Genomic DNA, 22,448 nt, shown 5'->3' with positions numbered 1-22,448 from the left:
CAGATGATCGTGCGAATGCGCAAAATCATGCGATGACGAAAGTCGTGCGATTGTGGAAGTCAGACGGCGACGCGGACTTCTGACGCGATCAATTGCAGCAACTCATTGTTGTGCCCTCTCCCCTTGTGAGAGAGGACAGCGACGCCGGTAGACGCAGGCTCACTCGGGTGAGGGGTCTCTGTCCGCGTATGGGCGCCGTTGTGGATCAACCGACAAAGGGGAGCCAGATCGTGAACGAGGCACCGCCGTGCTCCCGATTACTCGCTGATATGAATCCGTTGTGCGCTTCGATAATGGTGCGCGCAATGGACAAGCCCATGCCCATGCCTTCCGCTTTGCTGGTGTAAAACGGCTCGAAAACCTGTTTCAATTTGTCTTCTGGAATGCCGGGTCCGCGATCTGATACGGATAGCTCGGCAAACTGATCGGCGCGCGCAGTCCGGATGCTGATAGTGCGGCTTTCGTGAGACGTGTCCTTCATAGCCTCGACCCCGTTCAGCACAAGGTTCAAAATGACTTGTTGAAGCTGAATGCGGTCGCCGAGGATCGGTAGCGCATCGGACGTGATCACGTTGACCATTTCGAATTTTCGGCTGACGGTTAGCGCCGAAAGAAATCTGACCGTCTCTTGCACTACCTCGTTGAGGTCCAGTTGCTTCAATTCGAACGGCGCCTTCTTTAGGAGGCTGCGCATCCTGCGAATGACCTCGGTGGCGCGCCGGTCATCCTGTAAAATATCGTTCACAATTTCCCTGAGTTCAACAACATCGGAAAGTGCAGCGATATCGGGACGCTGCGATTGCAGGATCGCGGCTGCGGTTTCAGCGTTCGTCAGAATAGACCCCAGCGGCTGGTTGATCTCGTGAGCAATCGAGGCGGTCAGTTCACCAGCGGTCGCGAAGCGATTAACGTGAGCCAGTTCAGTCATGCGCTGTCGCGACTGTACTTCGGCGAATTGCCGACGACGATGTTCAAATAACAAAAGCGCGATCAGTCCCGCTTGCGCGAGGACAAGCGCGATAGTGAATGTGATTTGCCACCAATATCGCTCCCACAACGTGGGCTCCCGGAAGTAGACGGCGCTACCGGGCGGCAGATTGCGCTCGGCAATTCCCCACCGCTGCATTTGTCGCCAGTCGAATATGGGAGATGCAACGTCAACGAATGATGGCTTGATGTCGGCGATCTTTTCGCCATTGAGGATGCGAAGCGCGACCTTGGCGGCTTTGGTGCTTTGCTCAATCACGGAATGCATGGGGCCACCGACGATGCCGTCTCCAAAAAAAGATTGGTCGTGAGTAAAGATCGGCGCGTTGGCCACCTTGGAAAGTTGGAGTAACGCGCCGGGCCCCTCATACGCCACGCCCGCGGCGTCAACATTCAGCAAGAGCCAGAAGATCGCACTATGTGGCGGGAGGGTCGCTGCGTCCTTCTGAATTTCTTCAAATGAAAGTTCATTGTAGTATCGAATTTGTACTCGCCCGGCCAGCGGCGCGGTTCGTCGGCGCGTCTCTTCCAGCCAATACGTTTCGCTTGGAGATGCTCCAATTACGACTGCAATCGTGGTTGTTAGAGGCAAAACACTCAGAATGTTTTCGAAGAACTCGATGGTGTTGTTGGTCGACCCTACCACGGTGTCATTTTCGCCCAATTTATCGAAGGCCACGCGCCGCCGCTCCACAGCCGTCAAGACCATCGGCGTATTTGGGAAAAGCTCTTTTCGGTGTCGCTGGACAAAATTGGCGGCTGGGGCGCCAATGGACATGATTAGATCGGGCGGGTGCTGGGCATTAAGGGCGTGAAGATATTCGACGAACGGACCATCTGATTTGTCGTTACTCAGGCGAGCAACCACAAGCGAGTGGTCCTGAAACTCCACGTTGCTGCGCCGACTTATTTCGGATCGAATGGCCTCTGCATAAACGGTCCAGGGCTTGAACCGAAGGCCGAACGAATGCAGCATCAGAACACGTTTGGGCGCTGGATCAGCTGCATGACTTTGGCCTGTCGTCGCGATCAAAAATGCGACGGTCAACGCAGCGGTGAATCTCCGCACGCGACAGGTTCGCCATGAGTGAGGCAGCCAGAAAAGCATCGCACTCCGAGCCCCGATCCAAGTGGAGTACCGTATCCGCTCGATCAGATTATCAACAAGCGGAGACAAGGGAAACTACGGGGCAATTCTGACACGAACAGTCCGCAAGATTTCATAGCGGGGCGTCGCGCGGTCCCCGCGATACGCCACGTCGTCCAGAGTACCTGCAGACCGATGGCGCAGGGTCGCCATCGTCGGACGGTCACCGCCAGCGCTTGCTTGCGCGCACAGAGGGCCAAGTTGCGCTATCGCCGCGTCGCCACGGATTAATAGGCGCAAATATAGTTCCCGTAAGCATCGTAGCAACTGCGGCGGTACGCAGCAGTGCCAAGGGCAGCCGCGCCGACCGCTGCCGCTCCTACACCGTAGCCTCGATAGCCGTAGCCGCGATAGCCGCCACGATAGCCGTAGCCACGGTAGCCTGCGCCGCGCACTGCAACAGCGCCGCCGCCCCGCGGTCCTCGAACTGCGACCGCACCGCCGCGGTAACCGCCGCCGCCCCGATAGGCACCTCCGCCGCGCCGAGCCTCGGCGTCATCGGGGATCAAGCAGACGATGAGCAAAACGAAAGCGGCAAGAGGAGCGAGAATATAGCGGAGCATGATGGAACCCTTCCATGAATTCATTGAGCCCCGCTCGCGAGATTGCGGCTCCCTGTGCGCGTGGGCTTGATGTAGATCAATCGAACCCGCGCACTGCCACGCCTACGCTATGTTCAGCCGCACCTGAGGCGGCTTCCGTCACCTTTCGGTGACGCAAGTGCGAAGAGGGAGGTCCGCCATGCATCCGAGGAAGCTTCTTTCGATCAAGTCAGCGACGGTCGCGGGCATTGCCGCCAGCGGCCTGCTTGGGCTTGCAACCCTGTCGCTTAGTCCAACCCCAGCCAAGGCTGTGATTTACTGCCAGTACGTAGAATATCCCGCGGGTTGCGTTGCCCGGGCAGGCGTCGTGCTCAGGCCGCGCCCGGTGGCGCGCGCCGCAGTCCGTCATAACGCCGGTGGCAATGCGAATGGTGGCGTCAACCGCGTTGGAGCCGGGCGGTAAAGGCCGGTTTCGCAAGCCAGCAAGAAGCCGTCATCGTTTCGTCCCGGTGGCGGCTTTTCTTGGTCTGGCGGGGATAGTCACTAGTACCGCCGGGGCGGCATTAGGGCATGAAACACACTTGGTATGTCACTTTTGAAGTGCCGCCGGACGGCACACTGTCAAGGCGGCGACATCCGCGTCTAACGAACACGTTTGAAAGCGAAGCAGCAGCTAAGGATTTTGCGCGCACCAAATTCAACGACGGACTGATCGTCACTGCAGGGACTATCATCCCTCACTTTCCGAGAGTGTCGATCCCATCGACCGAAATCCCAACGTGGCTTGAAGCACCGAAACAAGTTGATCCAGATCAATAGCTAGGCCACGGACGCTGGTGACATGCTCTGACGGGGCAGCAACCGGGAGCCTGAACATGAATGAACGTTCGGAGCCGAAACAGGTCTGTCGTCGCAACGCACTCACTTTCCTTGGATACGCAGGGGTGTTTGGGCTTGTGGCTTCGTCCTCAATTTTTGCGGCCTCAGAGGCTGTTGCTCAAACCACCGCGCCAGCCGCCGCGCCTACTACGCCGCCAGTGGACGCGCCTAAGTCGGGTACGGAACGCCGCCAGGAGCGGCGCAGCGGGCGAACAGAGCGGCGGCAGGAGCGCCGCGCCGGCCGCACGGAGCGGCGGCAAGCACGGCGTACGGGACGCGACGAGCGGCGGGACGCACGCGACGGCACCACCACCGGCGCCGCGACGACCACCGAGCAAAAGAAGTAGTCCGTTCATTGCCAAGCACAGCTACCGGGCCACCTCAGCGTAGGCCCGGAACGCCGTACAGCGCGCGGCCTATCGAAATCGGCTTCTCTCGGAAGGGGAGAAGAGGGGCTGAAGATTTCGGAATAATAGCAGTATGCACCTGTTTTGCCCGACGGCGCAACCACTTTACGAGCGCCTAAGCCCACGGATTTATCGGGCACTTAAGCCATTGATTCCGCTCGCCCCGGCTACTGTGCATGGGGTTGTTTTTCAGGTTTTTTTGACCCAAGGGCCGCTGGAGCGGTCCTCAGCTCTGCCGAAAGCCCATCCGGAAGGCGCCCCAGTGCTTGCCGTGGATCATGATCGGTGAGGACAGGTCCTTCATCAGCACGAACTGACCGCCGCCCATGTCGCGGCGATAGGTCTGCAGCAGGAACGGCTTGGTGTTGGCTGCGACCTTCTGCACCGCGCGATCGGTGAACAGGCGGCGGTTGCGGCAATTGGCATTATTCCAGACCGGATCCTTGCCCTGCGGCAGACGGTAGTTCGGGTTGTGCGTTGGCAGATAGCCGCCCTTGGCCCAGGCGACGCAGAACACGATGCGGGGATCGGACTTCTGAATCGGATCCTGGATCGCGGGCAGCACGCGGTCGGTGAAGTCGACATAGCCAGTGTTGTACTGCTTGGGATCGGTGCCGGGGATTTCCCGGTAATTCTCGTCCATGAACTGGTCGAGCGTGATCTCGCCGCGGCCGATGGCGGCTTCGAACTCGTCGGAGATCCGCTTGGCGGTCTCGACCACGATTCGGATCAGCGGCGCATCCGACGTCTCGACGCCGCTGTCGGCGATCAGCGCGATCAGGCCTTCGGACGTGTCGAGCAGTTTGGTCACGCGCTGATCGGCGTTCTTGAGATCGCGCGAGGAGAGGTCGACGCCCTTGGCGAGCTCGTTGAGCTCGCTGATGACGGTGTCGCAATGTCCGAGATTGGAGGTCGCGGCGCGCGTGACGCTGCCGATCTCCGCTTCCACGGAGGCGAAGCCCTGCTGGACCCGCGAGATGATGCCGGAGATCCGCTGGGCGCCTTCGCCGGCCGTCTTCGCGCGCTGCGAGGCATCGCTGCTCTCGCCGATCAGGCCTTCGATCTGGCCGTCGAGATCGCGTACGGTGTCGGAGATCTGGTGTGTGGCCTGGCGGGTGGCTTCCGCGAGGTTCTTGACCTCGCTTGCGACCACCGCGAAGCCGCGGCCGGCATTGCCGGCGCGTGCCGCCTCGATGGTGGCGTTGAGCGCGAGCAGGTTGGTCTGCTTCGCGATCGCCTCGATCGAGCCGGACACTTTTGCGACTTGTGCCAGCGCGGAGCCGACGGCGCTGAGCCGCGCCTCGATCCGCTCCACCGCTGCAACGAGCTCGGAGATGTGGCTGACCGCGGCGTCGACTGCGCCGCGCGACTGCGCGATCTCGCCGACCGCCGCTGACGTGGTCGTCTGCACCGCCTGCGACGCATTGGCGATGTCGTGATTGGCCGAGACCATGGTCTCGGCGGTTTCCTGCAGGTGATGGAACCGCTCCGACTGGTTCGCGACGCGGCTTGCGACTTCCTGGACGTTGCCGGCGATGTCAGCGAGTTCCACGCCGAGGCCGCCGATGCGGTCGGCGAGCTGATCGATCAGCCGTTCGGAAAGTGTTCGGTTGGAGCCGGTGTCCAGTACTGCAAGTTGTACGACGGACATGTCTTGAGAGTCCTCCAGTCAGAGCCGTTCGCCGGCTCTCCGCGGCATTCCCATTCCAATTCCGGTCTTAAGAGGTGATTCGCGCGTTGGCGTCTTGCCTGAGCGCGCACTAGAGCTTGTAGGCCGTCCTGAATCCGCCCCAGTGCCGGCCCTGCACGCGGATCGGAACGTCGATCTCGCGCATCATCACCGTATTGCCGTTGCCCATGTCGCGCGCATAGCTCTGCACCAGATACGAGCGCAGGTTGCGCGCGGCGGCCAACCCCGCCGGATCGTTGAACATCCGCCGGTTGCGGCTATTGGCCGTGTTCCAGGCGGCATCGCCCGGCCGCTGCGGATGCGAGTAGATTCTGTTGTGCACCGGCAGGAACCCGTTGCGATCGACCATGGCGCAGAACGCCAGGCGCGGGTCCTTTGCCAAAAAGGCTTCCTGGAACGCCGGCAGCGCGCGGTCGGCCCAGTCGAGATATTTGGTGCGGTACTGCTGTGGATTGGTTCCGGCGATCTCGACATAATCGGTGTCGAAGAGCTCGTCGATCTTCACCTCGCCGCGGGCAATCGCCTGCTCGAAGATTCCGGTCAGCGCGTTACCGGCCTCCATGGCGCGGGTGACGAACTCCGTATTTTCCTCGTGGATCGACCAGAGCCTGTCCTCGATCTTCTCGCTGAGCGCTGCATCGGGATGGACGAAGTGCGCGCGGGCGCCGGCCTTGGATTGCTCGACTACGCGCAGGCGGCAGGCGCCGACGCCTTCGAGGGTGCCTTCGATCATGGCTTGCGATGCAAGGCGGCCCGCGTCCGCGCCGCCGATCAGCACGCCGTCCATCGCTATCTCGTAGACCGGCAGCACCCCGCGGGCGGTTTCGAGCTTGAGATGGCAGGGCAGCCGTTCGGTCTTGCGGCGGTCGTCGTGCTCGCTCTGGCGCAGCAGCACGGCGCAGCGCGATTTCAATTTCTGTGCGAAGGCGGTCACGGCCTTGCCTGCGCTGGCGACGTTCTCGCCGTGGCTCTCGGCCGCCTTGGTCGCGGCATCGATCTCGGCCGCGCTTTCGCCGACCGAGATGATGAACTCCGACGCGCTTGTCGCGTTGCCGGAGACTTCGCTGGTGGTGGCGTTCTGTTCGGCGACCGCGCCGTTGACGGTCTCGAAGACCGGGCGGATGGCCTCGATCGCCTGCGAGATGCGGTGCACCGCATCCGCGGAGCCGGCGGCGTCGCGCTGCAGCGCGTCGATCTTTTTGGTGATCTCCTCCGTCGCGCCCTGGGTCTGCACCGCGAGTGCCTTGACCTCGGTGGCGACGACCGCAAAGCCTCTTCCCGCAGCGCCCGCGCGCGCGGCCTCGATGGTCGAGTTGAGCGCGAGCAGCGTCGTCTGCCGTGCGATCTGTGCGATCAGATTGACGACGTTGCCGATGGCGGCCGAGGATTCGCGCAAGCGGTCGACATTGGCGCGGGCTTCCTGTGCCGCGGCGCTGGCCTCGTCGGCGAGCTTGCCGGCCTCGCGTACCTGGGCCCCGATGCCCAGCGCCGACTGGGTGAATTTGTCGGCGGCATGGGCGAAGGTGGAGGCGTTCGATTGCGCGGCGTTGGTCCGGCCGGTCAGGGCGTCGGTTCGGTCGCGAATGGCGGCAAGCGTCGTGGCGGTCGCCTCGGCACCGCCGGCCACCGAATTGGCGGCGCGCTCGAGCTGGCGAATCATCGCGCCCAGCTCGAGTTCCAGCAGTTCCAGGATTTCTTTGGCCGAATCGCTTTCGACGGCCACGGCAGACTCGGAATGGGCCGCCGGCTGCGCAGCCTGCGGGGCGGCCGCAGTTGCAGCCATGTCCGGCAGACGCTTCCGAAATAGTCCGAACGCCATCAGCTCTCTCTTGTCGGGGGACGGTCGGGCGCTATTTTCGCAAGCTGGAATGAAATCAGGGTTAACGATGCCTGACATCTAGGCACGGGCCCGTACGGTGTTACCTTAAAGTCGTAGAGCCTCTTTCTTTCCAGTGGGGTGGCGGCCTATAAGGCCGCGCTTCCCACGCTCACCTTGGCGCACGATTCCCCTAGAGAAGATCACGCATGGCCGGACATTCCCAATTCAAGAACATCATGCACCGCAAGGGGCGGCAGGATGCCCAGAAGTCGAAACTGTTCGGCAAGCTGGCGCGGGAAATCACCGTCGCGGCCAAGCTGGGGACGCCCGACCCCAACATGAACCCGCGCCTGCGTGCGGCCATCACCGCGGCGCGCCAGGAGAACATGCCGAAGGACAATATCGAGCGCGCCGTAAAGAAGGCGCTCGGCAATGACGGCGAGAATTACGACGAAATCCGCTACGAGGGTTACGGCCCCGGCGGCGTTGCCGTTATCGTCGAGGCGCTGACCGACAACCGTAACCGCGCGGCTTCCGACATCCGCTCCTTCTTCACCAAGTCCGGCGGCAATCTCGGTGAAACCGGCTCGGTGTCCTTCATGTTCGATCGCACCGGCATCGTCGAATACGACCGCAGCGTCGCCTCCGACGATGCCGTGCTGGATGCCGCGATCGAGGCCGGCGCCGACGACGTGATCTCGAGCGAAGGCGGCCACGAGATCTACGCCTCGACCGAAGGCTATCGCGACGTCGCCAAGGCGCTGGAGGCCAAGTTCGGCGAGCCGCGCAAGGCCGCGCTGATCTGGAAGCCGCAGAACACGGTCGCGGTCGACGACGAGACCGGCGAGAAGCTGCTCAAGCTGATAGACCTGCTGAACGAGCACGACGACGTCCAGCACGTCTACGCCAATTTCGAGGTGTCGGACGCGCTGCTGGCGAAGATGGGCGGGTAGGGGGCCACTTCCCCTGTTACTTTCGTTCTGTTTCTGTTTCCCCCACGGCAGCCAGCCGCTATCACTGGCTCATGACGACGCTCCCGATTCGTGGCCCCGTTCGCATCATCGGCATCGACCCTGGCTTGCGCCGTACCGGTTGGGGCGTGATCGAGGCCGAGGGCAACCGCCTGATCTACGTCGCCTGTGGCTCGGTGGAGCCGCCGGACGATTTGCCGCTGGCGAGCCGGCTGCTCGCGATCCATGAGGGGCTCGCCGCCGTCCTGTCCGGTCACAAGCCGATGGAAGCCGCGGTCGAGCAGACTTTCGTCAACAAGGACGGCGTCGCGACGCTGAAGCTCGGCCAGGCCCGCGGCGTCGCCATGCTCGCCCCCGCGATGTTCGGCATCAGTGTTGCCGAATACGCGCCGAACCAGGTGAAAAAGACGGTGGTCGGCGCCGGCCACGCCGACAAGCAGCAGATCGCGATGATGCTCAAGATTTTGCTGCCGAAGGCCGATCCGCCGTCCGCGGACGCCGCCGACGCGCTCGCCATCGCCATCACCCACGCCCATCATCGCCAGAGCACCGCGCTGCGGCTGAAGGTGGCAGGCTTATGATCGGCAAGCTCAAGGGCCTGATCGATTCCTACGGCGAGGATTTCGTCATCCTTGATGTTGGCGGTGTCGGTTATCAGGTGCATTGCTCGACGCGCACGCTGCAGCATCTGCCCTCGCCGGGCGAGGCCGCCGTGCTGTCGATCGAGACCTATGTTCGCGAGGATCAGATCAAACTGTTCGGCTTCCGCAGCGACCAGGAGCGCGAGTGGTTTCGCCTGCTCCAGACCGTGCAGGGCGTCGGCGCCAAGGTCGCGCTCGCCGTGCTCGGCACGCTACAGCCGTCCGATCTCGCCAACGCGATCGCGTTGCGTGACAAGGCTGCGGTGACGCGCACGCCCGGTGTCGGTCCCAAGGTCGCCGAGCGCATCGTCACCGAATTGAAGGACAAGGCGCCGGCCTTCTCCAATGTCGATCCGGCGGTCGTGCACCTCGCCGGCGCTGTCGATGACCAGCGCGCCCCGCGGCCGGTCGCGGATGCGATCTCCGCACTGGTCAATCTCGGCTACGGCCAGCCGCAGGCTGCGGCCGCGATCGCATCGGCCTCGCGCAGCGCGGGCGAGAGCGCCGAGACTGCGCAGCTCATCCGGCTGGGCCTGAAGGAGCTGTCGAAGTGAGTGCGGCTCGCGCCAATCCCGTCGCCGGTCTTTTTCGTCGCCTTTCGCGCGTGGCCGGTATCGTCGTGATCTTCTCCATTGTGGGGCCGCTGACGGTCGCCGCGCTGGTTTCGGTGATGGTGACCACGCTCGGGGCCGCGGTGCTGCAGATGTTTCTTGCGCTCGTCGAGCTGGAAGCACTGCGCACCCTGGTTTCGATCGCGATCGTGCTGCTGGCCATCGCCACGGTTCTCGCCTCGTTCCTTCCCGCAGTCGCCGCCGGCTTGATCTTCGCGCTTGCCGCGGTCTACGCCGACCTCAACATGATCTGGATGGCGTGGCTCGCCGCGGCCGTGGCCGCCGCCGGGTTCGTCGGGTTTGGCATGTTCGTTGTGCCCTCCGAAACCTCGGCGGTGATCTTGCCGAGTGTCCGTTCCGCGCCTGAGGCGCTGAAGCTTTCCGCCATGCTCGCCGTCGTCGCTGTCATCCCGGCGAGCCTGTGCTGGTGGCTCGCGAAACCGCTGCACCGTGTTATCCTGCCCGCATGAGCACGCCTCCCCGCATGGTCACGCCCGAGCGCCGCAGCGATGATGTCGGCGACACTGCGCTGCGCCCGCAATCGCTGTCCGACTTCGTCGGCCAGCAGCAGGCGCGCAAGAATCTGTCCATCTTCATCGAGGCGGCGCGCAAGCGCGGCGAGGCGCTGGATCACGTGCTGTTCGTCGGCCCGCCGGGCCTCGGCAAGACCACGCTGGCGCAGATCGTGGCCAAGGAGCTCGGCGTCGGCTTTCGCGCCACATCAGGCCCGGTGATCGCCAAGGCCGGCGATCTCGCAGCACTCCTCACCAATCTCGAAGAGCGCGATGTGCTGTTCATCGACGAGATCCATCGCCTGAGCCCGGCGGTGGAAGAAGTGCTTTATCCCGCGATGGAGGATTTCCAGCTCGACCTCATCATCGGCGAGGGCCCGGCGGCGCGCTCGGTGAAGATCGAGTTGTCGAAATTCACCCTTGTCGGCGCCACCACGCGCGCCGGCCTGCTCACCAATCCCTTGCGCGACCGCTTCGGCATTCCGATCCGGCTCAATTTCTACACCATCGAGGAGCTGGAAAGCATCGTCACCCGGGGCGCCCGCGTGCTCAACGTCGGCATGAGCGCGGATGGCGCCAACGAGATCGCGCGACGCGCCCGTGGGACGCCGCGTATCGCCGGCCGGCTGTTGCGCCGCGTGCGCGATTTTGCTTCGGCGGCCGATGCCGACAGGATCGATCGCAAGATTGCCGATCACGCGCTGAGCGCGCTCGAGGTCGACGCCGCCGGCCTCGACGCGATGGACCGCCGCTACCTCACGACCATCGCTCAGAACTATGGCGGCGGCCCGGTCGGCGTCGAGACGATGGCCGCTGCATTGTCGGAGCCGCGCGATGCGATCGAAGACATCATCGAGCCCTATCTGATCCAATGCGGCTATCTGCAGCGGACCCCGCGCGGCCGCCTGCTCACCTCGCACGCCTTCCGCCATCTCGGCATCAGCGAGCCCTCGCGCGATGCGGCGGCACAGATCGGCCTGTTCGGCACCGACGAGAGCGACGACTGATCTACGCAACTGCAGACTGCTCGCGCCGTCATGAATTTCCGGTGATCTCGTGCAGAGGGTCTGCACAAACCCACCCCATTTCCGCTCCAATAGGATCGCATCAAGAAGCCGCATCACGATCGGGCTGCCATGATCACGCGCCGTCATTTCTTCCGTTCCATCGGCGGCCTGTCCGCCCTCGGCGTATCGACCGCGGCCTATGGCGTCGGCGTCGAGCCGGTCCTGCGGCTTCGCGTCACCCGCTATCATCCGACGCCGCGGCAATGGCCCGCGGACTTTCCGCTGAAGATCGCCGTGATCGCCGACATCCATGCCTGCGATCCCTGGATGTCACTGGAGCGGATCGATTCCATCGTCGAGCGCACCAACGCACTGAACGCGGATATCATCGTGCTGCTCGGCGACTATGTCGCCGGCTTGCACCAGGTCACGCGCATCATTCCGGCGAACGAATGGGCCAAGGTGCTGGCCGGTCTGAAAGCGCCGCTCGGCGTCCATGCCGTCATGGGCAATCATGATTATTGGGCGGACAGGACCGTGCAGCAGGTGGGGCACGGGCCGACGGTCGCGCATCGCGCGCTGGAGGCGGCCGGCATTCCTGTCTACGAGAACGACGTCGTGCGGCTCGCCAAGGACGGCCGCGCGTTCTGGCTCGCTGGCCTCGGCGATCAGCTCGCCTTTCTGCCGGCGCGCCGCTTCCGGAGCACGGGACGCTTCGGCGCTGACGATCTCGACGCGACGCTTGCCAAGGCCACCGACGATGCGCCGATCATCCTGCTCGCGCATGAGCCCAATATCGCGCCGCGCGTGCCCGCCCGCGTCGCGCTGCAACTGTCCGGCCACACCCATGGCGGCCAGATCCGCCTGCTCGGCTGGTCGCCGGCAGTTTCGCGGCAGCATGGCCTGCGGCTCGCCTATGGTCACTTCCGGCTCAAATGCGACCTCATCGTTTCCGGCGGCCTCGGTTGCAGCCTTATGCCGGTCCGCGTCGGCGTGCCGCCGGAGATCGTCGAGGTGACGCTGGGGCGGGGGCCGGTGGTGATCTAAGGCATGGAATTCTGCATCAAATGATGCTATATTCGATGTAGAGGTGCCCCATGAGAACGACGATCGCGATAGACGACGAGCTTTTTGCCAAGGCGCAGGAATTTGCTGGCGTCAGCGAAAAGGCAGCCGTCGTTAGGGAAGCCTTGATAGCCTTCGTTGAACGGGAGGCCGCACGCCGTCTCGCGCGGATGGGAGGTACCGAACCCAACGCCAAGGCTCCGCCGCGCCGCCGGCCCAAGTGAAAGTCCTGGCGGACACGTCGATCTGGATCGACCACTTCCGCCGCACGGATGGACGGCTTGCTGGCCTCCTCGATCACGGTGACATCGTTATTCATCCGTTCGTGATCGGCGAATTGCTCCTGGGGCGCGTGTCGAAGGCTTCTGACATGCTTGATGAACTGAACCTCCTCCCTAAGGCGACGATCGCCAGCAATAGCGAAGTCTTAGAGTTTATCGTTAAGCGAAAGTTGTCCGGATTGGGCATTGGGTGTGTCGATGCCCACTTGCTCGCATCGACGATGTTGACAGTCGAGGCAACAATCTGGACACGTGACAAGCGATTGCTTGCGGCAGCTCGGTCGTTGAAATTGGCTGCCGATATCCAATGAGTACGCCGATGTCTCATCTCGACGGCGAGATCCGCGACGGCCGCCACCGCATGCAGGTCCGCGTCTATTACGAGGACACGGATTTCTCAGACTGGACGTTGTCGTAACAGATAAACGTGCTGATGTTCCCTGTTTTGGGACAGTTTTCTGGGAAAAGCTGCGGGCTGAAAAGGGCTGCGGCGTTCAAGTACGGGGTGTACTCGTAGGGCATCCGCTTGCGCACCGGATGCACTATAATGCAGTCGAGCAGGTTACGGAAAGCGACACGGGTCTCGATCGCCTTCGGATTTGTCTTGAGCGCGGTGACCAGTCTCTTTGCCTCCGAACAATATCGGTCACCAAACCTCGGATGATCGAACGGGATCACGTTTTCGCCACCGTTGCGGAGCAACCGCAGGCGCTCCTCGACAGTTTCCCGCTCCGCGTCACATTCATCTATCCGCTTGACTAACTCATCCGGCTTGCGACGGCTGTTCGCGATCGCATATGACAAGCGTTCGATCTCAGTGTTCAGCACATGGCACCGACGCTCTAGGTTAGAGCGTTCGCTGTTCTTTTGCTGATCGCTCTTGCGCTCCTCCTTCCAGGCACGCATCGCCTCTTCCATGGCTTTCGGAGAAAGCAATCTTACTTCCATTTTTTCCGCAACATCGTTCAGTAGAGCGTCCATATCAAAGCTGCGGGTATGCTCGCAGGTGCTTCGCTGATGCGCGTTGGCGCATGCGGCGCGTGGTCCGCCATTCCGGGAGGACTGAGCGATTCGCATATGGCCATAGCAAACGCCGCACCGAAGCACTCCTGCAAGCGGATGCTCGTTGTTGCGCGGGACCACGGGTCGGCGCCGCGGCTTGCCGGTCGGTCCGAACATGTGGATAGCGCGCTCACTGCGAACCTTCTGCGCTCTATCCCAGAGGGTTTGGGGAACGATCCGCAGATCGGCGTTTTTGACGATGATGTGGCGTTCTTCCGGATTGCGGCGCTTCTGCTTCTTCTGCGTTTCCGGATTGAGAATTGTTGAGCGAACATTCCAATGTATTTCGCCGATATACAGTTCGTTGCCGATAATGCCGCGACCATGGCGGCCGCCAGTGATGCACTGATGATTCCAGGTGGTACGACCAGCCTTGTTCTTATGACGAGTGGCCCCAGGCGAGGGAACGCCTTCGCGGGTGAGATCGGCGGCGATATCTCGCGTTGAACGGCCCGACGTATACTCAATGAAGATACGGCGCACGATCTTCGCTTCGCTCTCATCGATCATCCGCTCGCCAGGCGCGCCCGACCTTGGCCGATAACCATAGGCGTATGAGCCGGGAATTCTTCCGTTGCTGACAGCGTTATCGTGCCCGCGCCGAACCTTGTCGGCGAGCTGTGGCTTGTAGATCGTATTGTAGAGACTTGCGATGCTGATGTCAGTCGCCGTCGCATAAACGCCTTTCTGATCCATCAGCTCGACGCGGTTGAACTCAAACACCTGCTTGAGCCGCTGGATTGTGGCGGGGTCGCGCGACAAGCGGTCGAAATGCTCGACGATGATCACGTCGAAGTCTTGCTTTCGCACACCTTCGAGCAAACGCTGATAGCCATCGCGCTTGTCTTCGGTAAGGCCAGACTTTGCAGCGTCGACAAATTCACCAACGACATCAAGGCTATTGCGTGCGGCGACCTTCCGGCAGAGTAATAGCTGACCATCAATCGAGGTCACTTTTTGCATGTCGCTCGAGTAGCGGGCGTATATCGCGGCTCTCTTTTTTTGTGATGGTGTCGCCATCCCGTTCCTCTATCGACTGCCCCGAAACGCCTTGTTCATCCCGCGCAAGCTGCCGTCCAATGGCACGCGCCAGCTCAAGCCAAATTTCCTCATTGTTGGGATTGTCCCAACTTTGCAGGTGAGAAGGATCAAGCGGTCGCATGATCGCCTTTTGGCCCCGAGGCGATCGGATTCGGGTACGCATTACAGCGAAGCCTTCACAAGCTACCGTAAATTTCTAGCGCGCGCTATGGATAGGCGACAGGGATCACGTGCGGCGTTCGCGTGCTCCGTTCGGAGGCTCGATCGAAGCCCCTGCATTCGGCTTTCGCCCGATGCGGATCGCCATCCGGCAGCAGCCTCAGTCGGCAAGCGCCATGACCTGACAAGAGTCATGACAGGGCGACGGATGACTTTTGCTCCTGCAGCGCTCATGGAAGTCTCAATTGGCAATGGCGAGTCTATTCATGTTGACTGTTGCAGTCGTGAATGAAAATGAGATTCTTCGAATGTCGGGCGCGAGCGCGTCGCTGCGAAGGTAATCGTAGGCCGGAGGGAATTTACTAAGCAAAGCGGAGTAGAAATACTTGTGTCTGAGGGGGCGAGACATCCGATTCATCCGGTTCATAGCTTGACGATGCCGTTTTCGCAGTCATTACACGACGAACGTCATTGAATCGGACGCAAGGCACGTCGGAGTCGCGCCGACCCACTGGCGTGCGACTCTGGGACCGGATGGATCTAACTGCTTGCGCGCGCCTGCGCCGCAAATCCTCTGCCAACTCCTGGCAACCATCGGAGCCGTCATCTGCCCCGCTGCGGGAGACGAGGCCAAAGCAGCTGACTGCTATCGGACCTGCCCTAACCTTCCAGATATCATATCGAACAACGTACCAACACTGCGGGCGAGAACCGCTTCGGCGTTTGCCCGCCCGATGCGCACAGCGCGAACGAGAGGGCGCTGCAATGCCTAAGATTTTGATGATTGCTTGGAAAGGCGCGTCCGTGCAAGAGAACGAGTTCTCGAAAACCCAACAAGGGAAATCGCACTGTGACAGCCTCTCTTGACGGCGAAATTCGCGATGGACGCCATCAGATGGAGGTCCGCGTCTATTTCGAAGATACGGATTCCGGCAAAATTGTGTATCACGCGAATTTTATGCGCTTCATGGAACGCGGCAGGACGAATTACTTGCGCCTGCTCGGAACGAGTCAGCACGCGCTGCTCCAAGAGGCGCGGAACGATGCGCCCGGCTTTGCCTTTGTAGTCCGGTCGATGACAATCGACTTTCTAAGGCCGGCAGTCTTGGACGACGTGCTTGACGTCGTTACTCTCCCGCAAGAGGTGAGAGGCGCGTCAATTACCTTACTGCAGGAATGCAGGCGCGCAGAGGATCTCTTGGTCACGGCGCGTGTACGTGTGGCGTTTATCTCAGGCGGAAGAGCGCAGCGTATCCCGAAGGCGCTGCGGCTTGCTATGGAAGGGCATAAATTAAATCTGCTCCTAATTCAAGCCTTGGCCGTCCGGCGACAAACGAAGAGGTGCGTCGCGCCGCGGATCGGAGGCGCATAACTCCTGTGCTCTGTAGCGTGCAAATCGGACAGACCGGATGCGCTGTTGGCAAGCTCGCAGCACGCCGTGCCCGTGCTCACTTGGCCCCGTGTGCAAAGAAAAGACGAAGGTCGGCGTGAAGGCGCGCCAGCGCCCGGCCCGGGACCTTTCCAAACGTCTGGATGCCGCGCTCGTCGCGGATGAATTTGGCAGCACCGGTGGTCATACCCGCCGCCAGCAGCGCATTAATGCGTGCTTGAACTTCGGGCACATACCGAATCTCTCCGGCATCAAATCGCTGGCAAAACTGACATCTGAGCGAGTTCACGCATGGGACCAGCGGATAGGGGTCAACTGATGGAGAGTTGCGCCTCAATGTAGCTGTGCTAGTACGCCCACTCTCGAATCGAGGAGCTAAGAGTGGCGAAGAAGGCAAAGAAGACAGCTACGAAGAAGAAACCTGTGCGTCGTGAATACACGAAGGCTGACGTGAAGGAGCTGCGCGCTCATTCGAAAGCGAAGACTCCGGTTGCGAAAATTGCGAAGCTCACAAAGCGCTCCGAAGGCTCACTTCGCCAAAAGGCGCTCAAGCTTGGAATCCGGCTCGGTCACCAGCGCTAGAAGGCGGCATCATGACGCGCTTCAATAGAGTGTTCTCGACCAGAACGTTGTTGCAGCTCATCTGCGTTCTTGTCGCTGTTGTCACAATGAAGTTGTTGGGCGCTCATTATGACTGCAGCTGGGCAGCCGCAGTTGCGGTTGACAAGAACACCTTGGCAGGCTGAGCAGAAAAGAAGTACGCCTAGTGGCGAGCTATCACGCGGCGTTCAACCGTACGAAGTAACGGCGCCTTCAGAACCGCAGGGCGAAGAGGACCAATCAAAAATCTAGTGCGGGCGATTTCCCCATATGTGCGGCAGGACTCGAACCAGCAACCAGGCCGTTACGAGCGGCAAAATAACGAATAGCTTCGTTGATTTTACTGCCTTTCCGGTTGATTTTGGTCTCATTGGTGTGGTTTGTCGAGTTCGTTTCTGGTGCGAAACTGGTGCAGTTCTTCCAATCGAAGCTTGGACTTAGGGCGTTGCGCTCTGTTAGTGATAACGTGGGAAGGCATCTTGATGCCGGCGACGAGGCGAATTCTTTATGCCATCTTGCCGGCTGATCGCCGCGGCCTGTCCAGGTCAGCGTCTCGGTCCGCGCGCTATCGGTAGCGAGCAAAAAAGGGTTCAACGCCAGGGTGAAGGGATAGTCCAGACCACGAACGCCGGATCGGCGGCGGCGAAAGCCGAAGTGGTACGAGAATCCGTGGGGCCGCAAGGCCTGTGCCGGTTCGAGTCCGGCCGCCCGCACTAGATTCATCATTGGATATCTGCCACTTTCCGCGCCACTCGCGTGGCTTGCATCCACGAATCGATTTATATTTTTTGGGTAGCCGCAGCCGACCGTCCCGTGAGAGACGTAGCCCTTTTCGCGCTGCTGGATTGCCTGAAAATCTAATTGTAGTGCCAGCTCGGCCGAGGAGACGCGATGTTTGCAGACGTGAAAGGACCTTCTTTCATTTTTTGGCCTGTCGGGTGCGGCGACAGCACGACGATTGTCATCAGCGAGACCGAGGTGCTCCAGATCGACCTGAATGATAAGATCATGGCTGACGACGACGACAACGAGCACATCCCGTTAGTTGATGAACTCGTGGCAAAGCTCCCCCAGCGCGACGGGAAGCCTTACTTGTCTTGCTTCGTGCTTACGCATCCGGACCAGGATCACTGCCGCGGCTTCGCCGATCTACTCAAGAGAGTTGTGATCGGGGACCTATGGCATAGCCCCCACATCTTCCGGGAGTACGAGGACGAAAAAGTCCTGTGTGACGATGCAGAGGCTTTTCGCAAGGAAGCTCATCGCCGTGCGGCAAAAACCATTAAGGTGGGCGGCGATCCCGGGGCCGGAAATCGCGTAAGAGTTATCGGTTATAGCTCACTGTTCGAGCCTGGCGAGAAGTACCACAATCTTCCTGAGCAGTTTCACACTCGCCCAGGGTCTGAGATCACGACACTCGATGGCGCAGCTGTCAGCGACCGTTTCCATGCCTTCATCCATGCGCCGTTTAAGGAAGGTGAAGCTGACGCCCGCAACGAGACCAGCGTGGCAATGCGCGTGATTATTGGCTCTCAAGATCACCCGATGTACGGCCTCTTCTTGGGAGACGTCTCCTACCCGACCCTGATGCAGATCTTCCAGCAGACTCACGACCATGACAATGATGCCATGCTGAACTGGAACGTGCTGCTTGCTCCGCATCACTGCTCGAAGAAGGTTATGTACGAAGACGAAGCACTTCAGCAGGACGCAATGGACGAACTCCAGGCGCCCCAGCTCAAGATTGGTTACATCGTCGCTAGCTCGCCGGAATTCCCGGCGTCAAACTCCCCTGGCGACAATCCGCCCCATGTTAAGGCAAGAAACCGCTATGAGGAGATCGTCAACACAGCCTTCTTATGTACCGGCGAATATAGCACGCCCGAAAACTTGCGGCCGATCATCTTCACCGTGAATGAAAACGGTGTCTTCCTCGACGATGACGATTGCGAGGTATCTGATAGCGCGCGCGAAACGTTGGCAGCCGCCGTGGCCGGAGCCCGCGGGCACGCAGCACCTCCAACCGCCAAAGTTGGTTTCGGTCACGAATGAAATCTGACGGGCAGGCTTGGGCGCTCGAGCAATTAGCCGACATTGTTCAAGCCTCCTCTGGATTACTTGAGGTCATCGAGATCGTCGAGCCGACCGCCCAAGGCGAAGCGGTTTCTATCTCCCTATCGGTGGACTGCTTAGGGTATCCGCGAAAACAAGGCGGCATTCCACTTAAGGCGCGGGAGCGGTTGCTTCTTAAGCTACCAGCCAATTTCCCCTTAGAGTTACCGCGCTTGCACTTTGCGCATACGCGTTATCGCGACTTTTCGCATGTACAATGGGGCAGCTATATTTGCCTCTATCAAGCGACCGATAGTGAATGGCAACCGGAAGATGGTCTCTTCGGTTTCATGCAGCGCGTCGATGACTGGCTTCGAGCCGCCGCAGCGAATGAGTTAGACCCGGCCGGGATGCCGCTGCACCCGCCCGTCACCTATGCGGTCAGCGCGCTGAAGGTAGTCCCCACGCAAAATGCTCCCGTGCCTGATCCGACGTTTTGGGCTGGGTATGCCAAGATCACGCGTGAGAATGAGAACCGTATCGAACTCGGCCAATGGATCGAACACTCTGGCACTCTACCCGAAGGCCGGTTGGCTGCTGTCGTGCTATTGCCGACAGGGATGCCGCACGAATATCCCGACACACTCTCGGGGCTTCTGAAGGAGCTCAAAGCTCGTGATGTTCCCATCGAGATCATTCGGTTGATGATACAACTCGGCGTGCTTAGGGGTGACAGCGGCAAGCCGCTCATCTTCGTTCTGGGCGCTGCCATGCGAGGCATCGCGGGCGGGGAACGCCTACAGCATCTAGCCTGCTGGCAAATCGACGCGAAGCGCGTGGATCAGATGCGCGAAGCTATCAGGGCTTCTACGGACGATAACCCGATTGATGTAGCCGAGTTCTACATTTGGGCCGAAACGGCCAAGATCGATTGGTGCAGCGTCTTTGAGGACCGACCCGAGATTGTCACCAGAAGGGACGCCGAAAGCGCATCAGCATGGTGGGCTGGCCGTCACGCCGTTCTGTTTGGTTGCGGAGCTATCGGAAGCGCGGTCGCCATGCTCCTTGCTCGCGCTGGCGTCGCCAAACTGCAGCTATATGACAAAGATTCAGTCAAGCCAGGCTTATTGGTCAGGCAGTTGTTTGACCGATATCAGATCGGCGTCAACAAAGCGAAAGCAACGGCCGAAAACGTTCGCTTTGCGAATCCGTCAGTTGAGGCCCTACAATCGAGCGCCGATGTCATCAGATTGCTTGAAATCCCCGAGAGTCTGGCAGACATCCTGGCTGCGGACGTCATCATAAACGCGACAGCTTCGACAATGGTCGCGACCTCTCTAGAGAGGCAATTCCGGGATTGGCCCAAATCCCACCCACCGATTATCTCCATGGTTCTTGGGCACAAAGCCGACCAGGCATTGATGACGATGGGAGTTCATGGCGCTCCCGGCATCACGCTCGATATTGATCGCCGAGCAAAGATCGCCTTGTCCAATCTTGCCAAAGGAAAGCAGGTCCTTGACGAGTTCTGGCCTATAAGCCCCGACCGAACGCGTTTGTTTCAGCCAGAACCTGGATGCTCGAGTCCCACCTTCCGCGGCTCGGCTACCGACGTCATGGCGCTCACCGCTCAGATGACAAACGTCGCGAGTCGATGGTTGGCAGATCCATCGCCTGCCGTTTCGCGCGCTCGGTCCTTTGATCTGACAGGGCAACGCGCAGGCGGTCTCCGTGAGTTCGAGTTCGACTGGCCAAGCGACGTCATTCTTCCCGACGGTCGTAACGATTACCAAGTCCGCGTAAGTCAAGCAGCTCTTTCCGGAATGCGTTCGTGGATGCGCAGATCAGAGCGGGTTAATGGTCGGCGCGTCGAGACTGGTGGCATTCTGTTTGGCCATACCGATGAATTCCTGAAAATTATCTGGGTTGATGAGATCAGTGGCCCGCCCCCTGACAGCACACAGTCTGCCGCCGCGTTTATTTGTGGAACGGCGGGGGTTTCTGAAATGAACGCGGAAAAGATTAAAAGAACCAGGAAATCCGTCGCCTTTGTCGGAATGTGGCACACGCATCCGGGGGGAATACCAGTTCCCAGCCATACGGATTATAGCGCGATGGTAAACCTCCTTATAGGGGACGAATTCCAAGCCAAGCGCTTTCTGATGATAATCATCGGGGCCGACTCATCGCGGCCCCTCATATCGGGGACCGTTTTTGAGCGCGCCGACTACCGACCTTAGTCCGCTACAGAAGCGGCCGTTCATCGGACTCGCCATGTCCGGCGGTGGAGCGCGAGCGATGGCGTTCCATTTGGGATGTTTGCGCGCACTTCATGACCGGGGCCTCCTCGACAAAGTGAGAGTGGTCTCCACCGTCTCCGGGGGCAGCGTAATCGGTGCGTGTTACGCTTACAGTTCGGATGATTTCACAACATTCGACAAGAAGCTGGTCGAGCTACTCCAAAGAGGCATTCAGCGGATGATCGTGAAGGAGATGCTGCTAAGCTCTCAACTTACGAAAATCCTCCTAACGTTGGTCATAAGTGGACTGCCAACCCTCGCGCTGTGGTGCCTATCGTCACTCCTTGCGTTGCTGCGAATCTTCACGGGGATTACGACGAGACGGCTCGAGCATAGCCTGACAACGTTTCGGCAATCCCTGCCCGTTTGGGGCAGTCTCACCACGGCGTTCGAATTGGCTTTGACTAGGCTTTTTGGATCGAAGACCGTCCGCGACGTTGCGCGCCCAGGACTGCATGTTGTCATAAATGCCTGTGACTTGAAGACAGGCACGGCGTTCCGATTCGGCTCACAAAGGTCAGGAGGTTGGCGATATGGCCAGATTGCCGGAGCAACCCCGACCGTCGCGAAGGCCGTGGCGGCGTCTGCCGCCTTCCCGATCATTCTCCCGCCGTTGATTGAAACGTTCGAGTTCACCAAAGCTGGACGCACACAAAGCCAAACCGTTGTCCTAACTGATGGCGGAGTGTTTGATAATCTGGGTGTGGCCGTACTGGAGCCTGGTCGCGATGGCGACATCACTGACACTTATCCCGTGACACACATCATCAGCCTCAACGCGGGCCCAGGCCAGCTAGATGGAGGAGACCATCCATTCTGGTGGGCTAGCCGCGTCGCAAAGTCCTTTGAAGCTGTGCATCGCAAATCACAAGACCACGTCTATTCCCGGCTTCATCGCCACGTAGAAACGGGTGAATTAGACGGGTTCGGAATGGTCTACCTCGGCCAACAAGATCACCGGTTGCCCCACCGTCCGGCCGATCTGGTAAGTCGCGACGAAGTGCGTCAGTACCCGACAGACTTTGCGCCCATCGCGGCGAAAGACCTTGGTCTGTTGACCAAACGAGGTGAACAGCTCACCCACATCATCATCGATCGTTACATGCCTCACCTCTGACTTGTCCTGTTCTTTACGGACATTTCGGCTCGTGCCTACAATGTACGCTGGACCTAAGGAATGACCACTTTGCGAGACGAATTTCGCCGTCAGTTGCCATTGGCTATCGGAAGCCTAACTCCCGTCGAGCAGGCGGCTATTGCGGTAGAGGCGGCCAGATAAGCAATG

Annotated in this window: 22 protein-coding genes and 2 pseudogenes; 17 read left to right on the top strand and 7 right to left on the bottom strand. The window is 60.4% G+C overall.

What is annotated here, in order from left to right:
• Positions 1–205: 205 nt before the first annotated feature.
• On the bottom strand, positions 206–2,095 hold the full coding sequence (locus ABIB80_RS24890; protein WP_354128647.1) for a sensor histidine kinase: 1,890 nt from the start codon (positions 2,093–2,095) through the stop codon (positions 206–208).
• Positions 2,096–2,361: 266 nt separating this feature from the next.
• Positions 2,362–2,697, bottom strand: a complete 336-nt coding sequence (locus tag ABIB80_RS24885) for a hypothetical protein (protein ID WP_245285968.1) — start codon at positions 2,695–2,697, stop codon at positions 2,362–2,364.
• 178 nt (positions 2,698–2,875) lie between these two features.
• Here ABIB80_RS24885 and ABIB80_RS24880 point away from each other — a divergent pair, with 178 nt between their 5' ends.
• Complete coding sequence (locus ABIB80_RS24880) at positions 2,876–3,139, top strand: hypothetical protein (protein ID WP_007599963.1); 264 nt, start codon at positions 2,876–2,878, stop codon at positions 3,137–3,139.
• Between the two features lie 107 nt (positions 3,140–3,246).
• A complete protein-coding gene (locus ABIB80_RS24875; protein ID WP_007599964.1) occupies positions 3,247–3,495 on the top strand; it encodes a hypothetical protein in 249 nt (82 codons plus the stop codon).
• Between the two features lie 693 nt (positions 3,496–4,188).
• On the opposite strand, the gene ABIB80_RS24870 is transcribed toward ABIB80_RS24875, so the two are convergent.
• Both ABIB80_RS24870 and ABIB80_RS24865 read right to left on the bottom strand, forming a co-directional pair.
• Positions 4,189–5,613 carry a methyl-accepting chemotaxis protein gene (locus tag ABIB80_RS24870; protein WP_007599966.1) on the bottom strand — a complete coding sequence of 475 codons (1,425 nt, stop codon included), beginning with the start codon at positions 5,611–5,613 and terminating at the stop codon, positions 4,189–4,191.
• A 109-nt stretch (positions 5,614–5,722) separates the two neighbouring features.
• Positions 5,723–7,471, bottom strand: a complete 1,749-nt coding sequence (locus ABIB80_RS24865) for a methyl-accepting chemotaxis protein (protein ID WP_007599967.1) — start codon at positions 7,469–7,471, stop codon at positions 5,723–5,725.
• A gap of 206 nt (positions 7,472–7,677) precedes the next feature.
• Here ABIB80_RS24865 and ABIB80_RS24860 point away from each other — a divergent pair, with 206 nt between their 5' ends.
• The 9 genes and pseudogenes from ABIB80_RS24860 to ABIB80_RS24820 form a co-directional block, all read left to right on the top strand.
• Positions 7,678–8,424 (top strand): YebC/PmpR family DNA-binding transcriptional regulator, encoded by a 747-nt coding sequence (locus ABIB80_RS24860; protein WP_007599968.1) that lies wholly within the window; start codon positions 7,678–7,680, stop codon positions 8,422–8,424.
• A 71-nt stretch (positions 8,425–8,495) separates the two neighbouring features.
• Positions 8,496–9,023 carry a crossover junction endodeoxyribonuclease RuvC gene (ruvC, locus tag ABIB80_RS24855; protein WP_007599969.1) on the top strand — a complete coding sequence of 176 codons (528 nt, stop codon included), beginning with the start codon at positions 8,496–8,498 and terminating at the stop codon, positions 9,021–9,023.
• Entirely contained in the window at positions 9,020–9,637 is a 618-nt protein-coding gene (gene ruvA, locus ABIB80_RS24850) for a Holliday junction branch migration protein RuvA (protein ID WP_007599970.1), read from the top strand. The genes ruvC and ruvA overlap by 4 nt, the downstream gene beginning before the upstream one ends.
• 50 nt (positions 9,638–9,687) lie before the next feature.
• Positions 9,688–10,164, top strand: coding sequence for a hypothetical protein (locus ABIB80_RS24845; RefSeq protein WP_245285969.1), 477 nt, complete (start codon positions 9,688–9,690; stop codon positions 10,162–10,164).
• A complete protein-coding gene (gene ruvB / locus ABIB80_RS24840; RefSeq protein ID WP_007599972.1) occupies positions 10,161–11,213 on the top strand; it encodes a Holliday junction branch migration DNA helicase RuvB in 1,053 nt (350 codons plus the stop codon). Before ABIB80_RS24845 ends, ruvB begins: the two co-directional genes overlap by 4 nt.
• Before the next feature lie 129 nt (positions 11,214–11,342).
• Positions 11,343–12,260 carry a metallophosphoesterase gene (locus ABIB80_RS24835; RefSeq protein ID WP_219682863.1) on the top strand — a complete coding sequence of 306 codons (918 nt, stop codon included), beginning with the start codon at positions 11,343–11,345 and terminating at the stop codon, positions 12,258–12,260.
• A 50-nt stretch (positions 12,261–12,310) separates the two neighbouring features.
• A complete protein-coding gene (locus ABIB80_RS24830) occupies positions 12,311–12,502 on the top strand; it encodes a type II toxin-antitoxin system VapB family antitoxin (RefSeq protein ID WP_007599974.1) in 192 nt (63 codons plus the stop codon).
• On the top strand, positions 12,499–12,870 hold the full coding sequence (locus ABIB80_RS24825) for a type II toxin-antitoxin system VapC family toxin (RefSeq protein WP_007599975.1): 372 nt from the start codon (positions 12,499–12,501) through the stop codon (positions 12,868–12,870). Before ABIB80_RS24830 ends, ABIB80_RS24825 begins: the two co-directional genes overlap by 4 nt.
• Positions 12,867–12,959: pseudogene (locus tag ABIB80_RS24820) on the top strand (4-hydroxybenzoyl-CoA thioesterase); the annotation flags it as partial. The gene ABIB80_RS24825 and the pseudogene ABIB80_RS24820, both read left to right, overlap by 4 nt.
• On the opposite strand, the gene ABIB80_RS24815 reads toward ABIB80_RS24820, so the two are convergent.
• A complete protein-coding gene (locus ABIB80_RS24815) occupies positions 12,938–14,584 on the bottom strand; it encodes a recombinase family protein (protein ID WP_354128646.1) in 1,647 nt (548 codons plus the stop codon). The pseudogene ABIB80_RS24820 and the gene ABIB80_RS24815 sit on opposite strands and share 22 nt — an antisense overlap.
• Positions 14,562–14,783: a hypothetical protein gene (locus ABIB80_RS24810; protein ID WP_354128645.1), complete on the bottom strand. Its 222-nt coding sequence runs from the start codon at positions 14,781–14,783 to the stop codon at positions 14,562–14,564. Before ABIB80_RS24810 ends, ABIB80_RS24815 begins: the two co-directional genes overlap by 23 nt.
• Positions 14,784–15,671: 888 nt before the next feature.
• Between ABIB80_RS24810 and ABIB80_RS24805 the strand changes: the two are divergent.
• The 3 genes and pseudogenes from ABIB80_RS24805 to ABIB80_RS24795 form a co-directional block, all read left to right on the top strand.
• Positions 15,672–16,103: pseudogene (locus ABIB80_RS24805) on the top strand (YbgC/FadM family acyl-CoA thioesterase); the annotation flags it as partial.
• Positions 16,104–16,308: 205 nt separating this feature from the next.
• Positions 16,309–16,530 carry a hypothetical protein gene (locus ABIB80_RS24800; protein ID WP_354128644.1) on the top strand — a complete coding sequence of 74 codons (222 nt, stop codon included), beginning with the start codon at positions 16,309–16,311 and terminating at the stop codon, positions 16,528–16,530.
• Between the two features lie 62 nt (positions 16,531–16,592).
• On the top strand, positions 16,593–16,793 hold the full coding sequence (locus ABIB80_RS24795) for a hypothetical protein (RefSeq protein ID WP_057848204.1): 201 nt from the start codon (positions 16,593–16,595) through the stop codon (positions 16,791–16,793).
• 258 nt (positions 16,794–17,051) lie between these two features.
• Here the strand turns inward: ABIB80_RS24795 and ABIB80_RS24790 are convergent, their stop codons facing one another.
• Positions 17,052–17,537 carry a hypothetical protein gene (locus ABIB80_RS24790; RefSeq protein WP_354128643.1) on the bottom strand — a complete coding sequence of 162 codons (486 nt, stop codon included), beginning with the start codon at positions 17,535–17,537 and terminating at the stop codon, positions 17,052–17,054.
• A gap of 165 nt (positions 17,538–17,702) precedes the next feature.
• Between ABIB80_RS24790 and mblB the strand changes: the two genes are divergently transcribed.
• From mblB to ABIB80_RS24775, 3 genes are read left to right on the top strand one after another with little or no spacing between them, the layout of a single operon-like run.
• Positions 17,703–18,863, top strand: a complete 1,161-nt coding sequence (mblB, locus tag ABIB80_RS24785) for an anti-phage 6A-MBL system MBL-fold protein (RefSeq protein WP_354128642.1) — start codon at positions 17,703–17,705, stop codon at positions 18,861–18,863.
• Positions 18,860–21,103 (top strand): anti-phage 6A-MBL system cap2_3 protein, encoded by a 2,244-nt coding sequence (gene cap2-3 / locus ABIB80_RS24780; RefSeq protein ID WP_354128641.1) that lies wholly within the window; start codon positions 18,860–18,862, stop codon positions 21,101–21,103. Before mblB ends, cap2-3 begins: the two co-directional genes overlap by 4 nt.
• Positions 21,104–21,137: 34 nt before the next feature.
• Entirely contained in the window at positions 21,138–22,280 is a 1,143-nt protein-coding gene (locus ABIB80_RS24775; RefSeq protein ID WP_354128640.1) for a patatin-like phospholipase family protein, read from the top strand.
• Positions 22,281–22,448 lie beyond the last annotated feature (168 nt).

It is taken from the genome of Bradyrhizobium sp. i1.15.2, from assembly GCF_040548425.1.
Taxonomy (GTDB): domain Bacteria; phylum Pseudomonadota; class Alphaproteobacteria; order Rhizobiales; family Xanthobacteraceae; genus Bradyrhizobium; species Bradyrhizobium canariense.
This window is presented reverse-complemented; position numbering and strand designations above follow the sequence as displayed.